At 63.9% G+C, this 14,491-nt stretch carries 13 protein-coding genes; 4 read left to right on the forward strand and 9 right to left on the reverse strand.

The annotated features are described in order from the left end of the window. Positions 1-32: 32 nt before the first annotated feature. The 4 genes from QMN23_RS09635 to QMN23_RS09650 all read right to left on the reverse strand — a co-directional run bounded on the left by QMN23_RS09635 (position 33) and on the right by QMN23_RS09650 (position 6,355). Positions 33-1,778 (reverse strand): hypothetical protein, encoded by a 1,746-nt coding sequence (locus QMN23_RS09635; RefSeq protein ID WP_282003735.1) that lies wholly within the window; start codon positions 1,776-1,778, stop codon positions 33-35. Positions 1,779-1,828: 50 nt separating this feature from the next. After that, complete coding sequence (locus QMN23_RS09640; protein WP_282003737.1) at positions 1,829-2,791, reverse strand: peptidylprolyl isomerase; 963 nt, start codon at positions 2,789-2,791, stop codon at positions 1,829-1,831. Next, a complete protein-coding gene (locus QMN23_RS09645) occupies positions 2,788-3,021 on the reverse strand; it encodes a hypothetical protein (protein WP_282003739.1) in 234 nt (77 codons plus the stop codon). Before QMN23_RS09645 ends, QMN23_RS09640 begins: the two co-directional genes overlap by 4 nt. Before the next feature lie 97 nt (positions 3,022-3,118). Next, positions 3,119-6,355, reverse strand: a complete 3,237-nt coding sequence (locus tag QMN23_RS09650; RefSeq protein ID WP_282003741.1) for a BTAD domain-containing putative transcriptional regulator — start codon at positions 6,353-6,355, stop codon at positions 3,119-3,121. 261 nt (positions 6,356-6,616) lie between these two features. Between QMN23_RS09650 and QMN23_RS09655 the strand changes: the two genes are divergently transcribed. Both QMN23_RS09655 and QMN23_RS09660 read left to right on the forward strand, forming a co-directional pair. Continuing rightward, positions 6,617-8,707, forward strand: coding sequence for a PAS domain-containing sensor histidine kinase (locus QMN23_RS09655; protein ID WP_282003742.1), 2,091 nt, complete (start codon positions 6,617-6,619; stop codon positions 8,705-8,707). Positions 8,708-8,783: 76 nt separating this feature from the next. Continuing rightward, positions 8,784-9,167 carry a hypothetical protein gene (locus QMN23_RS09660; protein WP_282003744.1) on the forward strand — a complete coding sequence of 128 codons (384 nt, stop codon included), beginning with the start codon at positions 8,784-8,786 and terminating at the stop codon, positions 9,165-9,167. Positions 9,168-9,223: 56 nt separating this feature from the next. On the opposite strand, the gene QMN23_RS09665 is transcribed toward QMN23_RS09660, so the two are convergent. From QMN23_RS09665 to QMN23_RS09675, 3 genes are all read right to left on the reverse strand, one after another. Next, positions 9,224-9,376 (reverse strand): hypothetical protein, encoded by a 153-nt coding sequence (locus QMN23_RS09665; RefSeq protein ID WP_282003745.1) that lies wholly within the window; start codon positions 9,374-9,376, stop codon positions 9,224-9,226. Between the two features lie 217 nt (positions 9,377-9,593). Then, positions 9,594-10,862: a cation:proton antiporter gene (locus QMN23_RS09670; protein ID WP_282003746.1), complete on the reverse strand. Its 1,269-nt coding sequence runs from the start codon at positions 10,860-10,862 to the stop codon at positions 9,594-9,596. Next, positions 10,859-11,803 carry a mechanosensitive ion channel family protein gene (locus tag QMN23_RS09675; protein ID WP_282003748.1) on the reverse strand — a complete coding sequence of 315 codons (945 nt, stop codon included), beginning with the start codon at positions 11,801-11,803 and terminating at the stop codon, positions 10,859-10,861. The genes QMN23_RS09670 and QMN23_RS09675 overlap by 4 nt, the downstream gene beginning before the upstream one ends. Positions 11,804-12,057: 254 nt before the next feature. Between QMN23_RS09675 and QMN23_RS09680 the strand changes: the two genes are divergently transcribed. Further along, complete coding sequence (locus QMN23_RS09680; RefSeq protein WP_282003749.1) at positions 12,058-12,486, forward strand: OsmC family protein; 429 nt, start codon at positions 12,058-12,060, stop codon at positions 12,484-12,486. A gap of 27 nt (positions 12,487-12,513) precedes the next feature. Next, positions 12,514-12,801 (forward strand): hypothetical protein, encoded by a 288-nt coding sequence (locus QMN23_RS09685; protein ID WP_282003751.1) that lies wholly within the window; start codon positions 12,514-12,516, stop codon positions 12,799-12,801. On the opposite strand, the gene QMN23_RS09690 is transcribed toward QMN23_RS09685, so the two are convergent. Then, a complete protein-coding gene (locus tag QMN23_RS09690) occupies positions 12,794-13,888 on the reverse strand; it encodes a mechanosensitive ion channel family protein (protein WP_282003753.1) in 1,095 nt (364 codons plus the stop codon). The genes QMN23_RS09685 and QMN23_RS09690 overlap by 8 nt on opposite strands. A 41-nt stretch (positions 13,889-13,929) precedes the next feature. Next, positions 13,930-14,361 (reverse strand): YidH family protein, encoded by a 432-nt coding sequence (locus QMN23_RS09695; protein WP_282003755.1) that lies wholly within the window; start codon positions 14,359-14,361, stop codon positions 13,930-13,932. Between the last annotated feature and the right edge of the window lie 130 nt (positions 14,362-14,491).

A 14,491-nucleotide genomic window follows, 5' to 3' on the forward strand; every position in this document is an offset into this window, starting at 1 on the left:
TCTTCTCCCGTGGCGAGCAGCCCGGCCAAGGTTTATTGATTGAGGACGTCCACGTCGGACGCCAGTTTGATGGTGAAGTTCCCCTGCACCTTGATTGGTCCCTTGGCGAGTCCTCTGATATGCTCGGTGTAGGTGCCGCCGAGCACGGTCACCCCCCATCCCGGCGGCGGATTGCCCGGGTTGTCCCGCGGGGTGCCGTCGAAGACCAGCGTGACGTCGCGGGTGATCCGGTTCGCTTCCTGCCGGAACGTCGCGAAGTCGCTCGCCAGGTTGTCGTGATCGGGGTGGTAGCGGTGCAGGAACGGGTTGGTCGGCTGGGTGTAGGCAGCCGATGACTCGACGATCATTCGGCAGCTGACCGTGGTCGAGATGCTGCCGCTGCATTTCAGGGCAGTGCCGTCGAAGTCGGTCTCCGTCCCCGGCGAGTAATCGATGCCGACCGCGCTCAGCCGCCGGCCGACCTTGGCGCCGTCCCGCTCGGTGACCCCCGAATAACCGGCGAGCAGCGCATCGTCGGTCAGGGCCACGTACCGGCCGGCGGTCGCCGGCGAGCCATCCGCATTGAGCGTACCGTCCTGGTGCATCAGGATCGCCTGTTTGAGGAGCCGGACCTGGCCGTACCTGTCCTGGTGGAGGATCAGGTTGAGGTTGAGTGCGGCCGGGGTCGCCTTCGCCTCGCCGTTGGCGAAATCGGGCGCCGGTCCCGAATCGGTGAGCTGGCTGACCATGTTCAGGGCGGCACTGCCCGTCCAGAGCCCCGGGTAGCCGTTGACCGGGTTCGACGTTGCCGTTACCGGCAGTCTGATCCTGCTTCCCTGGGCGTCGCTGAACTCCAGTACCGATGCTGCCGTGCCACTGAAGCTTCCCCGCTGGGCCGCCAGGGTAACGGTCGCCGAATTGCCTGCCTTGACGGTGATCGGCGCCATTACCGTCAGCGGTTCGGTCAGGATCTGGCCACTGGTCGCGTCGTAGCGGCGATAGGCCAGGGCGACCGGATTGGCGGCGCCGAGCTGGGTTAGGGCAACGGTCCGGTCGCTCGACGACGCATTTGCCACCGTCACCGTCAGCAGCGTGATGCCGATGCCGAAATCCAGCCCGTCGGCGTTGTCCGTCTCGGCGGCCAGCGGCCCCTGGTAGTCGGAACCGGACTGGCAGTAGATCCAGAAGGCTTCGCCCGAACGCATGGCTGCGGTGGTCGGATTGGTGACCGGTTCCCAGCTCCCGGAGACGTTGTTCAGCCGGTAGATCGCCTGGTTTTTATGGGCGGCGGACGGGGCGAAGAAGGCGGCGAACGTCGGCGGTGTCGCCGTGAAGCCGAAGCCGGTGAGATTGAACGAATCGGGAATCCACTCCCGGTGCCGGATGGTGGGGCGGCCGGCGATGTTCAGGGTCAGCGGCGGCGTCCCGGCGGGAAGATGGATCAGGTAGGCATTGTTGGCGGTGATGGCGTACAGGTTGTTGAGGCCCGATTCCGCCGCTGCGGCGAAGATCGCCAGCCAGCGGGGATTGCTGACCGGGGTTTCGCCAGGATCCTGGATGAACTGGACCGGGTCGCTCTTGCCGGTCCAGGCCCAGACGCTCGCGCCGGTCGGCAGACCACGGAAGACCACGGCGGGAGCCTTCTCCGGCGGTGTCACCTCCAGGTAGACGGCGTTCCAGCCAGGGTTCAGGTCGACCGCCTGGGTCACCGTCGGCACGGCGGCCGCCCCGGCAGGGGTCCGGATCAGTAGCGGCAGGGCAAGACTCAGGGCGAGAAGAAGCAGCTTGGTAATCTTCATGATGATCTCCCAGGAAAGGAGGGCTTGTCCTCCCGACGGTATGCCGGGGTTCAGCGCGCCGGCAACGCCGGCGGTTCCGCCGCCGAACCCGGCGCGGCCGGTGTCATTGCCCGGAGTGCATCCTCGTTGACGGTGACCGGTATCCTGCCTTGCAGCCGCGCGATGAACTCCCGTTCGGCCCGGTGCTTCTTTTCCCGGGTGACCCGGTAGCGGACGCCATCCCGCACCGCTTCGAACGGTTTGCTTGCCGCCGCTCTGACTTCGCTCAGCCTGACGAGGTAGTAGCCGTCCGCCGCCGTGATCACCGGCGACACTTCGCCGGGCGTTTTGAGCGCGAACAGGGCGTCGAGCACCGCTTTGTCCGGCCCGCCGTCGTTGTCCCCCGCCCGAAACCAGCCGATGTCGCCGCCCCGGTAGCGGCTTCCCTGGTCTTCCGAATAGGCGAGTGCCACGGGGCCGAAGGCCGGAACACCGGGGGCGAGGGCTAGCGCCTCGCCCCGGGCGCGTTCTGCCCGGGCGCGCAGCTCGACCTTCTTCTCGGCGGAAGCCTTGGCTGGGACGGCGATCTTGATCAGAGCCCCCCGGAGCATTGCCGGGGTGCCGAATTCGGCACGATGGGCCTGGTAATAGGCCTCCGTCTCCTGGTCGGTCGCCACAATTTTCGCCAGTGCAGGCTCCAGGTTGTCGCGGAGGTATGCGTCCACCAGCAGCTGTTTGACGGCAGCGACCACCTCTGGGACGTTGTCATAGCCCGCCGCTTTCGCCGCGGTGTAGAGCACCTCGTTCCGCACCATGATGTCGAGGAGTTGCCGTTCCCGCTCCGGCAGCGGCTGTACCCGGCTGCGTGCCAGTTCGGCCCTGAACATGGCCGCGGTGATCGGCTTGCCGGCGACGAGCGCCAGCGGGACGGCATCGTCCGGCGGCGGTCCGGCAGCGGTCGATGCCGGCGGCTGACCGAGCTGCAGCCAGCCGGCGCAGAGAATGATCGGAATCCATCTGCCGTTCCAGGTCATGGTTCATTCCTCCCGGGGGGGTGCCGTACGGCCGGGTGCCGGCGGCGCCGCGGCCGCTGTCGGTTCATCAGGACGTTCAGGGCACACGCCAGGTCGTCGAGATCGGCAAAGGGGATGCGCGCTCCACTGCCGTCCATCGGCTCGACCAGCCCGGTAAGCAGGCGTGGCTCAGCCGGGTCGGCGCGGTAGATGCGGATGATGAAGCTGCTGGCGGTGGTCAGTTCTGACATGATGCCGCCAGTCAACCATGCGGCGACCCACAGATTGCCCACAGATTTGAAAAAAACGCGGATCGGGGAGAAAAATGCGGTGGGTGGAGGGGAAGGGTTATGCCGGGTGAACGATGGCGGAATAGACGGCGGTGGTTTCCGGGGAGGGGTCGATGCCGAGTTCGGTCCGGAGGAGGCTGCGGCAGCGCTGGTAGCTCTTCACGGCGTCGCTGTGGTTGCCGAGCTGCCGTTGGCAGATCATCAGCCGGCGGTGGAATTCCTCGGCCAGGCTGTCGGTTTCGATCCCTTTCAGGTAGTAATCGGCGGCCTGTTCCCACTCGCCGGCTGCTTCATGGTGCCGCCCCGCTTGCAGGGAGATTCGGAGCAGGCCGTTCCGGAGGGTTTCGCGCCGGGCGGCACTCCAGTCCAGGCCCGTATCGGCGGGGAGAAATTGCCCCTGATACAGGCCGTAGGCTTTCTTGCAGAGTGTTGCCGCCCGGTCGGCCGGCGTCGTGCGGATCGCCTCGACGAGCTGCCAGAGCGCCAGGCTGTCCACCCAGCAGGTGCCCGGGTTGAGCGAGAGCTGCCGTGACCGGCAGATGAGATGGCCGTCGTCGCCGAGGAGCTTGCGCAGCCGGCCGATGGTGGTCTCGAAAGACTTGTTGGCCAGGTCGCCGTCGGCATCGGGCCAGAGGAGATCGGTCAGCCGCTCGCGGGGGACGTTCCGGCCGCCGAGGGCGATCAGTGCCTTGAGCAGCTCCAGTGGCTTTTTCTGCTCCTTGCCGGCGTAGGGCAGCGGCGTGTCGTTCCTGAGAATTTCGAACCTGCCGAGGGTGTAGATCTTGATCGGATAGGGCCACGCCTCCAGCCGGGCGGGGGCTGTTCCCCCACTTTCGAGGGGGGGAGCGAGTGCCAGGGTGCCGATCAGCCGTTTGACGTATTCCGGTTCGATCTCCTCCGCCAGCGCCCTGGCACAGAGCTCGCGGACGACGGCTGGTTGATAGAACTCGAGATGAACGAAACCGTGTCGCCTCCCCAGCGATAGCCCACGGTGCAGCGCCAGCAGTCCTGCCGTTTCCTCTCCCCCCTGGAGCTGGTACCAGCCCAGGATCAGCAGCGAGTACCACTCTATCACCTGGCTCTTCATCGCCAGGCCGATGCGGTGCGCCGCCTCGGCAAGTCTCCGTGCTTCCTCCCGGTCTCCCAGGGCGAAGGCGACCTGTGCCATGCCGATATGCCACAGTGCCCGGTAGTAAATGGTCCCCATCTGTTCCGTGATGGCCGCAACGGTTTCCAGATGGGTGGCGGCGAGGGCCGGCTTGTCGGTGATGAGCCCGTACCATGCCGAGTTTACGTGGTAGAAAAACCTGCCGAGGAGATTTTCGTTGCCGGTCAGGGCGGTCATCTGCCGGTCGAGCGAGACGGCGGCGCTCGCCCGCCTGCCGGGGGCCAGTTCTGCCGCGGCCTTGAAGCCCCACAAGAGGGAATCGTAAACATGGACGCCGTGCCGGGCGGAAATCTCCAAACCTTCGCTGAGGGTTTGCAGGGCTTCCGGGTAATCGGCGGTGACCCAACAATGGATCCCTTTCATCAGCTTGATGCGGATCACCGTGAACGGCGACGGCTGGCGGTGGCGGACTTCGGCCGCCGCTCGTTCGAGCAGCACCGCATTCCGTTCGTAGTCCCCCTTCCAGAGATAGTAGACGCTCATGCTGAAGATCGTCTCCAGCTGGATGTCGAGGGACGGCTTCTCCTTCAGCAGGGCGGTGACGCGCTGCAACCACTCCTCCACCCGGCGGGGCTGGTCCGGTTTCCTCAGGGTGAGGGCCAGCAGCATGCGGGACGAGGCGATCAGCTCGATCTCCGCCGACGGATACGCGGCGTGCTCCCGTTGCAATTCGTCGAAATCGGCAAGGCAGGCGTCGAGAGGCTTCCACTCGTTGCCGAAGGCGTAGCTGTCGACGATCCCGGCCCAGGCGAGATAGATGCCGGAAATGTCCCGTTGCCGTCTGAAGAGGGCCAGCGCACTTTCCAGCCGATTCCTGGTCCGGGCCGGGTCGACCGGGAACGCACACAGGCCGTGCCAGTAAAGCAGCCAGGGATTTGCCTCGATCGCCGCTTCGGGGAGCCGGCCGAGCCAATCGGCGAGGACCCGGCAGCGCCCCTGGGCGAGCAGCTCCCGGCCATGCCGGACGACTAGCCTGGCCAGGTCGTCATGATTGCCAGCTTCGCCGTACAGCTGCGCCGCCTCTTCCCGCTGTCCCCCCTGCTCCAGGAGGTGGGCGACGCGCTGGCGCAGAACTGCCAGCTCGGCGGGTGGAACGACGGTTTTCAACCGGTTGACGAGAAATTTGCGGAACAGCGGGTGATACTGGAAGTTTTCGCCGCTGCCGGCCAGCCGGTCAGTGAAGAGACGATGGCGATTGAGGGTGACGAGGATCTCCCCGGCGTCGGTGATCCCGGTCAGTCGCTCGGCCAGCGACGCGTTGAGAATGGGCAGCAAGGCAGTCTGCAGCAGGAAATCCCGGATTTTCTCCTCCAGGCGGACGAACACTTCGGTGGCGAAATAGTCGAAAACCCGGTCGTAGTCGAGATCTGTCGCCGGGACGGTCCCGCCGGCGCCCAGTGCCCGTCGCTCCAGGGTCAGGGTGATGCCGGCGGCCCAACCCCGGGTCAGCTCGTGCATCTGGGCGACCCGCTCCTGCCCCAGTGCCGGTAGCCGGTCGCTGATCAGCTGTCGGGCCTCGTCAAGGGTGAAGCGCAGATCGTCATAGTCGAGCATGGCGATACGTTCGCCGGCCTGGCAGCGGGCGAGAGTCGGCGGCGGGGTGGTGCGGCTCAGGATGATCAGGCGGATGCCAGCCGTGACGCAGTTGACGCCGGTGCCGATCATCTCATGGAATGGCGCGTGAAGCGGAACTTCCTGATAGTTGTCGAGAACGATGACGAAATCGCCCGGCGTTGCTTCCGTAACGGCACGGGGAACGAGCCGGCCGTAAAGGCTTTCGAAATACCGTCTGGTAAAGGTGGCGATGCCGGCGAAATACTCGGGGGTCAGCAGCGGCAGCGATTTTTTGTGGCGCGGCGCCGCCTGTTTCGCCGCCAGTCCCATGTAGTAGAAGAAGGTCGCCAGGTCGGCGTCGCCGGCATCGCATTGGTACCAGAGGCTGGGGAGAGTGCGGGCGGAGAGATAGCTGGCGACGAGGGTGGACTTGCCGGAACCGCCCGGCGCCGCTATCCAGGTAACCGGTTTTGCCGCCGCCTGATCGAGCAGGTCGAACAACCGTTGCCGTTGCACCGGCTTCGAGTGGGTCGGCCGGGCTATCTTGGCTGAAACGGTAGATTGTGCCGTCATTTTTTCGGGCCTGTCGTCAGGATGGTTCCTGCAGTTCCGTAATTGCGAGATCGGGTAACATTATCCGTAACACATGATAAAATATTTTCACATAAAATTAATAAACTATAGATTCGCTGTATTCTGGCGGCCAACGGCAGCTTTTCGTCGCCCATTGGTTGCTAACCGGTGAAAATGGTTCACTAACGGTGGAAAATCTGGTAATCAGTGTGCAGAAATTGATGCCGAATTGTGAGCCGTCGACTAGCGGAAGTGAAACGTATGCGGGATGAGCCTGAAATCAAAGCGGGAGAACCTGCTCCGGCAGAGACCGACCGGTTGCTGAAAAACGAGCAGTTGCTCAGATTCCTCGGCGACAATCTGCCCGACAGCTATATCTACCAGTATACCCGCGAGGCCGACGGTACGCCGCGGTTTATCTATCTCAGCGCCGGCGTCGAGCGGCTGACGGGGGTTGCCGCTGTAGTGGCCTTGGCCGATGCCGGTGCCTTGCTCAGTCAGGTCGATCCAGAACAGTGGGCGGACTATGCGGCGGCCGAGGCCGCCAGCGCCCGCGACCTGACCGGTTTCGCGATGGATCTGCGTACCTGCCGCGCCGACGGGGTATGGCGCTGGATGCAGTTGCGCTCCAGTCCGCTCCGCGACGCCGACGGCCGGGTGGTCTGGTCCGGGGTGGTGAGCGACATCACCGAGCGGAAAGCTCACGAACGCGAGCTTGAGCGACTAAACCGCCTTTATGCGGCGCTCAGCCACGTCAACCAGGCGATCGTCCGGATTCGCAGCCGCGACGAGTTGTTTCGGGAAGTTACCCGGGCGCTGGTAGAGTCCGGCGGCTTCAAGATGGTCTGGATCGGCTTGCGCAATCCGGTCAGCGAACAGGTCGAGCTGGCGGCCAGCCAGGGGGATGATACCGGCTACCTGGCCAGCATCCGGGTTTTTGCCGACGACCGTGTCGAAGGACGCGGGCCGACCGGGACGGCGGTCCGCGAGGGGCGACCCTATGTCTGCAACGATTTTCTCAACGACCCACGGACCTTTCCGTGGCGCGAGGCTGCCGCCCGGGCCGGCTGGCGTTCCTCGGCGGGTTTTCCGATCCGGCAGGGTGGCGCGGTCTGCGGCGCTCTGACCGTCTACGACCGCGAAGTGGCTTTCTTCGGCGATCGTGAGGTTACCCTGCTTGCAGAGGCGGCGGGCGATATCTCGTTCGGCCTCGACAATCTGGCGCGTGAGGACTTGCGGGTTCGGACGGAGACCGCACTGCGGCTTTCCGAAGAAAAGTACCGCGATATCTTCGACAATGCTCCGGTGGGGATCTTCCAGTCGTCGGTGGCAGGACGTTTTTTACGGGTCAATCCGGCCTGTGCGGCCATCTATGGGTACGATTCGCCGGCCGAACTGATCCGGGCCATTTCGGACATCTCGGCACAACTGTTCGTCGACCCCGACCAGCGCGACGAAATCCTGCGGGCAGTGCGGGAAACCGATGCCTTTGTCCGGCGTGAAATCGGCTATCGCCGCAAGGACGGTTCGCCATTCGTCGCCAACCTGATGATGCGGGCGGTCCGGGACACGGCTGGAGCCATCGCTTTTCTCGAAGGCTTCGTCGAGGACATTACCGACCGCAAGCGCGTCGAGCGGGAGATGCAGGAGTTCAACGCCGAACTGGAACGGCGGGTGCGGGAGCGGACTGCCGACCTGGAGGCGTTCAGCTATTCGGTTTCCCACGATCTGCGGGGGCCGCTGGCGGCGGTTGATGGCTTTACCCTTGCCGTGCTCGACGATTACGGCGATCGCCTTGACGACACTGCCCAAGAGTACCTGGGGCGAGTGCGCCGGGCGAGCAAACGCATGGCGCAGATCATTGATTCGCTGCTCCAGCTTGCCAAGCTGAACCGGGCCACGATTACCCGGGAACAGGTGGACCTGAGCGCTCTTGCCGAAGGGATCGCCGAGGGGCTTGCTCAGATGGCTCCCGAACGAACAGTGCGCTTCACCATCGCCAGGGGGGTGACCGTCAATGGCGACCGGCGTCTGTTACGCCAAGTGATGGAGAACCTGCTCGGCAACGCCTGGAAATACACCAGCCACACGACGGCGGCGATCATCGAATTCGGCGTTGCCGACCAAGGGGGGCGGCCGGTTTATTTCGTCAGCGACAACGGTGCCGGCTTCGAGATGAGCGGTGCCGACAAGCTGTTCCGGCCATTTCAGCGCCTGCATGGTGAGAGCGAGTTTGCCGGAACGGGGATCGGCCTGACGATCGTCCAACGGATCGTTCAGCTTCATGGCGGGACGGTCTGGGCGGAAGGGGAGCGGGACCGGGGCGCCCGGTTTTCGTTCACCTTGGGCTAACAATAGCCATTCAGGCTGTCTTTTGCGGCAAGCCGCACGCACGGGCGGTCGTCGGCCGACAAGGAGCGGCCCGGCAATGAAATTTTTTCCGGCAACTTTCCACGGCCGGCTCCGGGTCGCTGCTACGGCAATTCTGGCGGCCGGCCTGACCGCCAGCACCATTGCCTATCTTCTCGCGGCTCCACCGGCCGACCTGCCGCTGGACTACGACCCTCGCTATTCCAAGAGTTACCAGCACGATCTCGAATTGTACGGCGGTACCCTCAACGTCCTGGCCAGCGAGTTCATGGACTGGTTCGCCGGATTGTGGCACGGACGGGCGCTTGCCGGCACCGTTGCCGTCTTTGCCGTCACTATTTCCGCCATCCTCTATTTCGTTGCCAACCGGCTGCAGCGCGATGCGGCCGTCGAGGATTCGGGACCTGCCTGGGAGCGGGACAACGCCGGTCCGCGCCGGTAGTCGCTCAGCAGCAGGTGGCCGGACCGGGCGAATGAGCGACCTTCCTCGTGAAACGCCTATTCCTCGGCAACCTCACAGACCGGGCAATACCCCTCGCCACTTTCGGCATCCATCTCCAGTTCGCCGCCGCAAACCTCGCAAATTTCCGGTGGTGCCGGTGCATTGTGCTTCTGCCGGTACTGTTCGCCAAACCGTTTCGTTTTGTCCATGGTAACCTCCTGTCGCCGCCGGCGACCAACTCCGGGCATCGTGATCCGGCCGGCGTGTCTATTCGTCCCATGACACAGCGTAGCGTTCGTAGCCCGGGGGGGGACGGTTATGAGCCGCCCGCCGTGCCAGCGGGTCTCGTGCGGCCTTGGGGAGGCCCTGCCCGGCACTTTTCGCGGGGAGGGTGGGCGCGGTTGGCCGTACAATAATTATAGTCGGTTAATCGTCGAGGGAAAGGGGAGGAGCTGGCAGCTTCGGATAGGTGCGGGCGACCAGCTTGCCCAAGGTAAGCCCCTGGACGATGATCGAAAAGACCACGATCATGTAGGTCATGACCAGGATGGCATTCCGTTCGGCGCCGCCGGGGAGGGAAAGGGCCAGCGCCACGGAGATGCCGCCGCGCAGCCCTCCCCAGGTGAGAATGTTAACTGTCCCGGGGCTGAAGGATCTGAACCCCCGCAGGATGGCGGCCATTCCCGCCACACTGGCCCACCGCGCCAGCAGGGCGATGGCAATGGCCAGGGCACCGGCGGTCAGGTAAGCAGGCGTGTAGGTAATTACCTGCGCCTCCAGGCCGATCAGCAAAAACAGCAGGGCGTTGAGAATCTCGTCGACCAGTTCCCAGAAGTCGTCGAGCCGTGTCCGAGTGGTTGTCGACATGGCGTTGGCGCGCCCCTGGTTACCGATCAACAGTCCGGCCACTACCACAGCGAGCGGCCCGGAGGTGTGCAGCCGGTCGGCCAGGTTGTAGGCTCCCATGGCCAGCGCCAGGGTGATAATGATCTCGACCTGATAGTTGTCGATCCGTTTGAGCATCAGATAGGCGAGAAACCCGGCGGCAAGGCCGACCAGCGTGCCGCCGACCGCTTCCCTGACAAAGAGCCCTGCTACCGCGCCGACGGTAACGTTGAGCTCCCGCCGGGCCAGTTCCAGGATGATCATGAAGGCGACTACCCCGATGCCGTCATTGAACAGGGATTCGCCGGCGATCTTTGTTTCCAGGCTCTTCGGCACGCCGGCAGTTTTGATGATGCCGAGCACCGCCACCGGGTCGGTGGGGGAGATCAGGGCGCCGAACAGCAGGCAGAAGATGAAAGGGAGCGGCTTGCCGAGCAGTCCCAGAACGTACCAGGAGAGCCCGCCGACGATGAACGTCGAGGCGATCACCCCGACCGTTGAGAGGAGGGTGATGGTCCATTTCTGGCCGGCCAGGTCGTCGAGCCGGATGTGGAGCGCGCCGGCGAACAAGAGGAAGGTAAGCATGCCGTGCAGCAGCGCCTCGTCGAAGTCGATGCTTGCCAGAATTGCCTCGGCATGACGTTGCGCGGCGTGGAGGCCGAACATGCCACTGCCGGCGATGCCGAGGGAGACGGCCATGGCGATCAGCAGCACGCCGACGGTGGTCGGCAGACGGATGGTTCGACAGTTCAGGTAGCTGAAGAGCGCGGTGAGCACCAGCAGGACGGTGATGATCTCGAACAGGCTCATCGGCTCTCCGGTGGCAGCTCAGGGGTGGCCCGGGCGCCGGCCTTTCCCTCGACGGTGTTTGCATAATAGCGAGTGGTCGGGTAGGCGAAGTCGATGTCGTCGCAGGCAGCGAACCGTTCCAGGATCGCTTCCCAGAGCTGCTGGGTTCCTTCGCGCCGACGACGGGGTTCGCAGAGGTAACGGAGGGTCAGCAGCACGCCGCTCTCCTCCACCGAGGTGTAGACCGTCGGCGCCAGACTGGGGGAAACGATGATGAATTCCCGGGATGATTCCTTCAGCTTGCGCTCCGCCAGCGGGGTGAGGTGGCCGGCATGGTCGGTGGCGATCTGCTGTAACTCCGCTTTGGCCCTCTGCCAGTTGCTCTCGAAGGTGACCAGCACGGGGAGTTCGTTCCAGATGTAGTCGAACCACCCTTTGGTGTAGTTGACCTGGGGATCGGAGAAGACTTTGCCGTTGGGGATATGGACGATCCGTCCGGTACATTGGTCGGCATGGACCCAGTTACCGATCTCGGTCAGGGTGAACTGGAACACCCGGATGTCGATCACATCGCCGGCGTGCGGGCCGATCTGGATCCGATCCCCGACGTCGAAGGGACGCCGCCAGAGAATGAACAGCCAGCCCGCCACATTAACCAGCGGGTCCTTCATGGCGATGGCCAGTCCTGCCGACAGCAGGCCGAGGAAGGTCATCACCGATTCGAACTGCTGGAACCATATCCTGCCGAGAAACAGCAGTCCGAGGGTGACTGCCGTATAGTTTGAGATCTTGCGCCACTGGTAGCGGATCCGGGAGTTTTCGGTCCGCCGCCAGACCGCTTTGAGAATCAGCCGGCGCACCAACCAGAGTACCAGGATGATAGTCAGGGAGGTAAACACCCGGTCGTACAGATCGGCGGGGATGCCGGTGGTTTTCTGTAGCCATTCGGTAAGTAGTCTCATCGTTCTCCCTTGTTTCGTCTGCCGGAGCGGCGACCGCCGAGGCTGGTGCCGAGTTTTCCTGCTCAAGTATACCACGGGAATCGCTCTCGCCGTGGTCTTGCGGCTAATGGGCCGATTTGCCACCTGAATTCCATGACCGATTCGACGCCGGCCGATTGAACCGGCCGCGTAAGAAGTTATACTTTGCTCATAATGACATGGCCTTCTCCCCGGCCGGGGAGGGCGGCGGAGAATTCAGGAACAATGGAGGTGACATGATGAAACGACGCGGTTCAGCGGTCTGGCAGGGTGAGCTGAAGGGGGGGAGCGGGACGGTATCGACGGAGAGCGGCATTCTCAGCGCGACGCCCTATTCGTTCACTACCCGCTTCGAGAATGGGGCGGGGACCAATCCGGAGGAACTGATTGCGGCGGCCCACGCCGGCTGCTTTTCCATGGCGCTCGCCGCCCAGCTTGGCGGCGCCGGTTTGAAGCCCGACAGCATCTCGACCAGCGCGACCGTCTTTTTTGACAAGCTGGACGAAGGGTGGACGGTAAGCAGAGTCCATCTCGACGTGGCGGCCAAGGTGCCGGGAGCTACGCGTGAGGGGTTCGAGAGCGCTGCCTTCGCCGCCAAGAAAGGGTGTCCTGTCTCGCGGTTGTTGCAGGCGGAGATCACCATGGAGGCGAAACTCGTCAGCTGATGCCGTGGCGTGGAAAGGAGGCCTGTCATGTCGTTGCAGGAGCGGTGCCGGGAAGAACTGGTGGCCAAACTGGCGGCGGGCGAACGGAGACTCGGCCAGCTCGGCGAGCGGGCAAAGGCGGTGCCGGTCGAGCGACGCTCGGCGTTCGAGAAAGAACTAGACGAGCTACAGGGCAGGAAGAGTGCCGTAGCGTTGAAAATCGAGGAACTGCGCCGGGCGGAAGGCCATTCCTGGGAAGCGATCAAAGGCGAGATCGAAGCGGCGGTCGACGAGTGGGGAATAGCGATCGAAGAGGCGATCGCCCGTTTCAGGTAAGGGGCAGGGAGCCCCCCGGCAGCTCCCCGTGCAGTTCGGTCCGCAGTCGCGGCAGGCTCGCCGGGTAGTGGCGGCGGATGAATTCCACCAACTTCTCCCGCACTTCACAACGGAGGTCCCAGACAGCCGTCGAATCGGCGGCGCTCATCAGGGCGCGCAGTTCCATGGTCTGCTCGCTCACCTTGGTCATCTGTAGTCCCCAGGTTTCCCGGTCCCAGTTGGCCGAGCTCTCCAGAATCCGGTGCAACTCCTGCCGCAGCTCCTCCACCGGCAGCGTATAGTCGGTATAGATGAAGACCGTTCCAAGCAGGTTGGCCGAGACCCGGGTCCAGTTCTGGAAGGGTTTGTCGAGGAAGTAGGTCACCGGCACCACCAGCCGCCGCAGGTCCCAGATCCGGATCACCACGTAGGTGAGGCTGATCTCCTCGACGGTTCCCCATTCCCCCTCGACGATCACGATATCGCCGAGCCGGATCGGCTGGGTGATGGCGATCTGCAGGCCGGCCAAAAGAGTGGCGATGCTCCGCTGGGCGGCGAAACCGATGATGATCCCGGCGATCCCCGCCGAAGCCAGGATGCTCATCCCCACCTGGCGAATCCGCTCGAACGTCATCAGCATTGTCGCTACGGCGACGATGCTGACGATCACCACGGCGATCTTCACCAGTACCGTCAGCTGGGTATAGACCGCCCGGGCCCGGAGGTTGTCCTTCGCCTCGAAGTCGTAGCGGCTCAGGACGATGTCCCGGCCGGCGACGATCACGTCGATGAGCAGCCAGCTGGTAGCGGCGATGAACAGGATGCTGAACAGGTGCTGGAGCAGTTCGCGGACCTCGGCGGGGAACGCCAGGGTCGGCTGGACCACCATCAGCACCAGCAGCGGAATTGTGACCCGGGCCGGCCGCCGCAGCCGGGCGATCAGGATCGCCCCTTGCTTCGCTGCCGTCTGCTCGACAAGCCGGCCGAGGAACGACCAGAGCAGCCGGAAAAGTACCACTCCCGCCAGCAGTGCCGTCACCGCCAGCCCCGCCGAAACCATCAGATTGTCCCACTGGAAGATTTCCCGCCAGGAGCCGAACCGATTCATGGGACCTCGCTTCTGAGTTTGTCGTATCCGGGTGGCGCCGTTCAGACCGCGGCGGCGAACAGAAAGACTACGAGCGCCAGGCCTAGACCAGCGACGACTATCGCCAACATGACCCCGAAGAGTAACCCGTCGCCGGGCATCGTATCTCCCCGGCGGTAACGGAGGGTGAAGCGGAAGTAACTCATCGCCGCGACGATGCTCACCGCCGAACCGAGTATTACCATCCCCGAGCCGGCCCAGGAGGGGACCGTTTTGCCGAACCAGCGCAGCCCGGTGGGCATGAATGCCTGTTGGTAGACCAGGCTGAAGCGGTCGATGATAAAGCCGAAGCCCATCAGGGTCAGGGCAATCCGGACCCAGGTGAGCAGGGTTCGTTCCGCCGCGAAGTAGACCAGACGCCGGCCGTTCATCTCCATTGCCATGAGCCGTTCGTTTTCGCTTCGCCCATCGCCGGCCGGCGTTTGTTCGTTCATGGTGTGCTCGTTTGGCGGAGGTAGTCGAAAATGCATCAGAGATAAGTTTAAGGAAGCTCTTTCGGATGTCAAACCGGTGCTGTTTCTCGGATCCTGATGCTTCTTGCGGGCATATTTCCCTTTAAGAGTC

The organism is Geotalea uraniireducens, from assembly GCF_027943965.1.
GTDB lineage: Bacteria > Desulfobacterota > Desulfuromonadia > Geobacterales > Geobacteraceae > Geobacter > Geobacter uraniireducens.

Coding starts and splice junctions, on each gene's coding strand:
- QMN23_RS09695 (WP_282003755.1), bottom strand. CDS start 14,361: ATGAACGAACAAACGCCGGCCGGCGATGGGCGAAGCGAAAACGAACGG.
- QMN23_RS09655 (WP_282003742.1), top strand. CDS start 6,617: ATGCGGGATGAGCCTGAAATCAAAGCGGGAGAACCTGCTCCGGCAGAG.
- QMN23_RS09685 (WP_282003751.1), top strand. CDS start 12,514: ATGTCGTTGCAGGAGCGGTGCCGGGAAGAACTGGTGGCCAAACTGGCG.
- QMN23_RS09650 (WP_282003741.1), bottom strand. CDS start 6,355: ATGACGGCACAATCTACCGTTTCAGCCAAGATAGCCCGGCCGACCCAC.
- QMN23_RS09645 (WP_282003739.1), bottom strand. CDS start 3,021: ATGTCAGAACTGACCACCGCCAGCAGCTTCATCATCCGCATCTACCGC.
- QMN23_RS09690 (WP_282003753.1), bottom strand. CDS start 13,888: ATGAATCGGTTCGGCTCCTGGCGGGAAATCTTCCAGTGGGACAATCTG.
- QMN23_RS09660 (WP_282003744.1), top strand. CDS start 8,784: ATGAAATTTTTTCCGGCAACTTTCCACGGCCGGCTCCGGGTCGCTGCT.
- QMN23_RS09670 (WP_282003746.1), bottom strand. CDS start 10,862: ATGAGCCTGTTCGAGATCATCACCGTCCTGCTGGTGCTCACCGCGCTC.
- QMN23_RS09680 (WP_282003749.1), top strand. CDS start 12,058: ATGATGAAACGACGCGGTTCAGCGGTCTGGCAGGGTGAGCTGAAGGGG.
- QMN23_RS09640 (WP_282003737.1), bottom strand. CDS start 2,791: ATGACCTGGAACGGCAGATGGATTCCGATCATTCTCTGCGCCGGCTGG.
- QMN23_RS09635 (WP_282003735.1), bottom strand. CDS start 1,778: ATGAAGATTACCAAGCTGCTTCTTCTCGCCCTGAGTCTTGCCCTGCCG.
- QMN23_RS09665 (WP_282003745.1), bottom strand. CDS start 9,376: ATGGACAAAACGAAACGGTTTGGCGAACAGTACCGGCAGAAGCACAAT.
- QMN23_RS09675 (WP_282003748.1), bottom strand. CDS start 11,803: ATGAGACTACTTACCGAATGGCTACAGAAAACCACCGGCATCCCCGCC.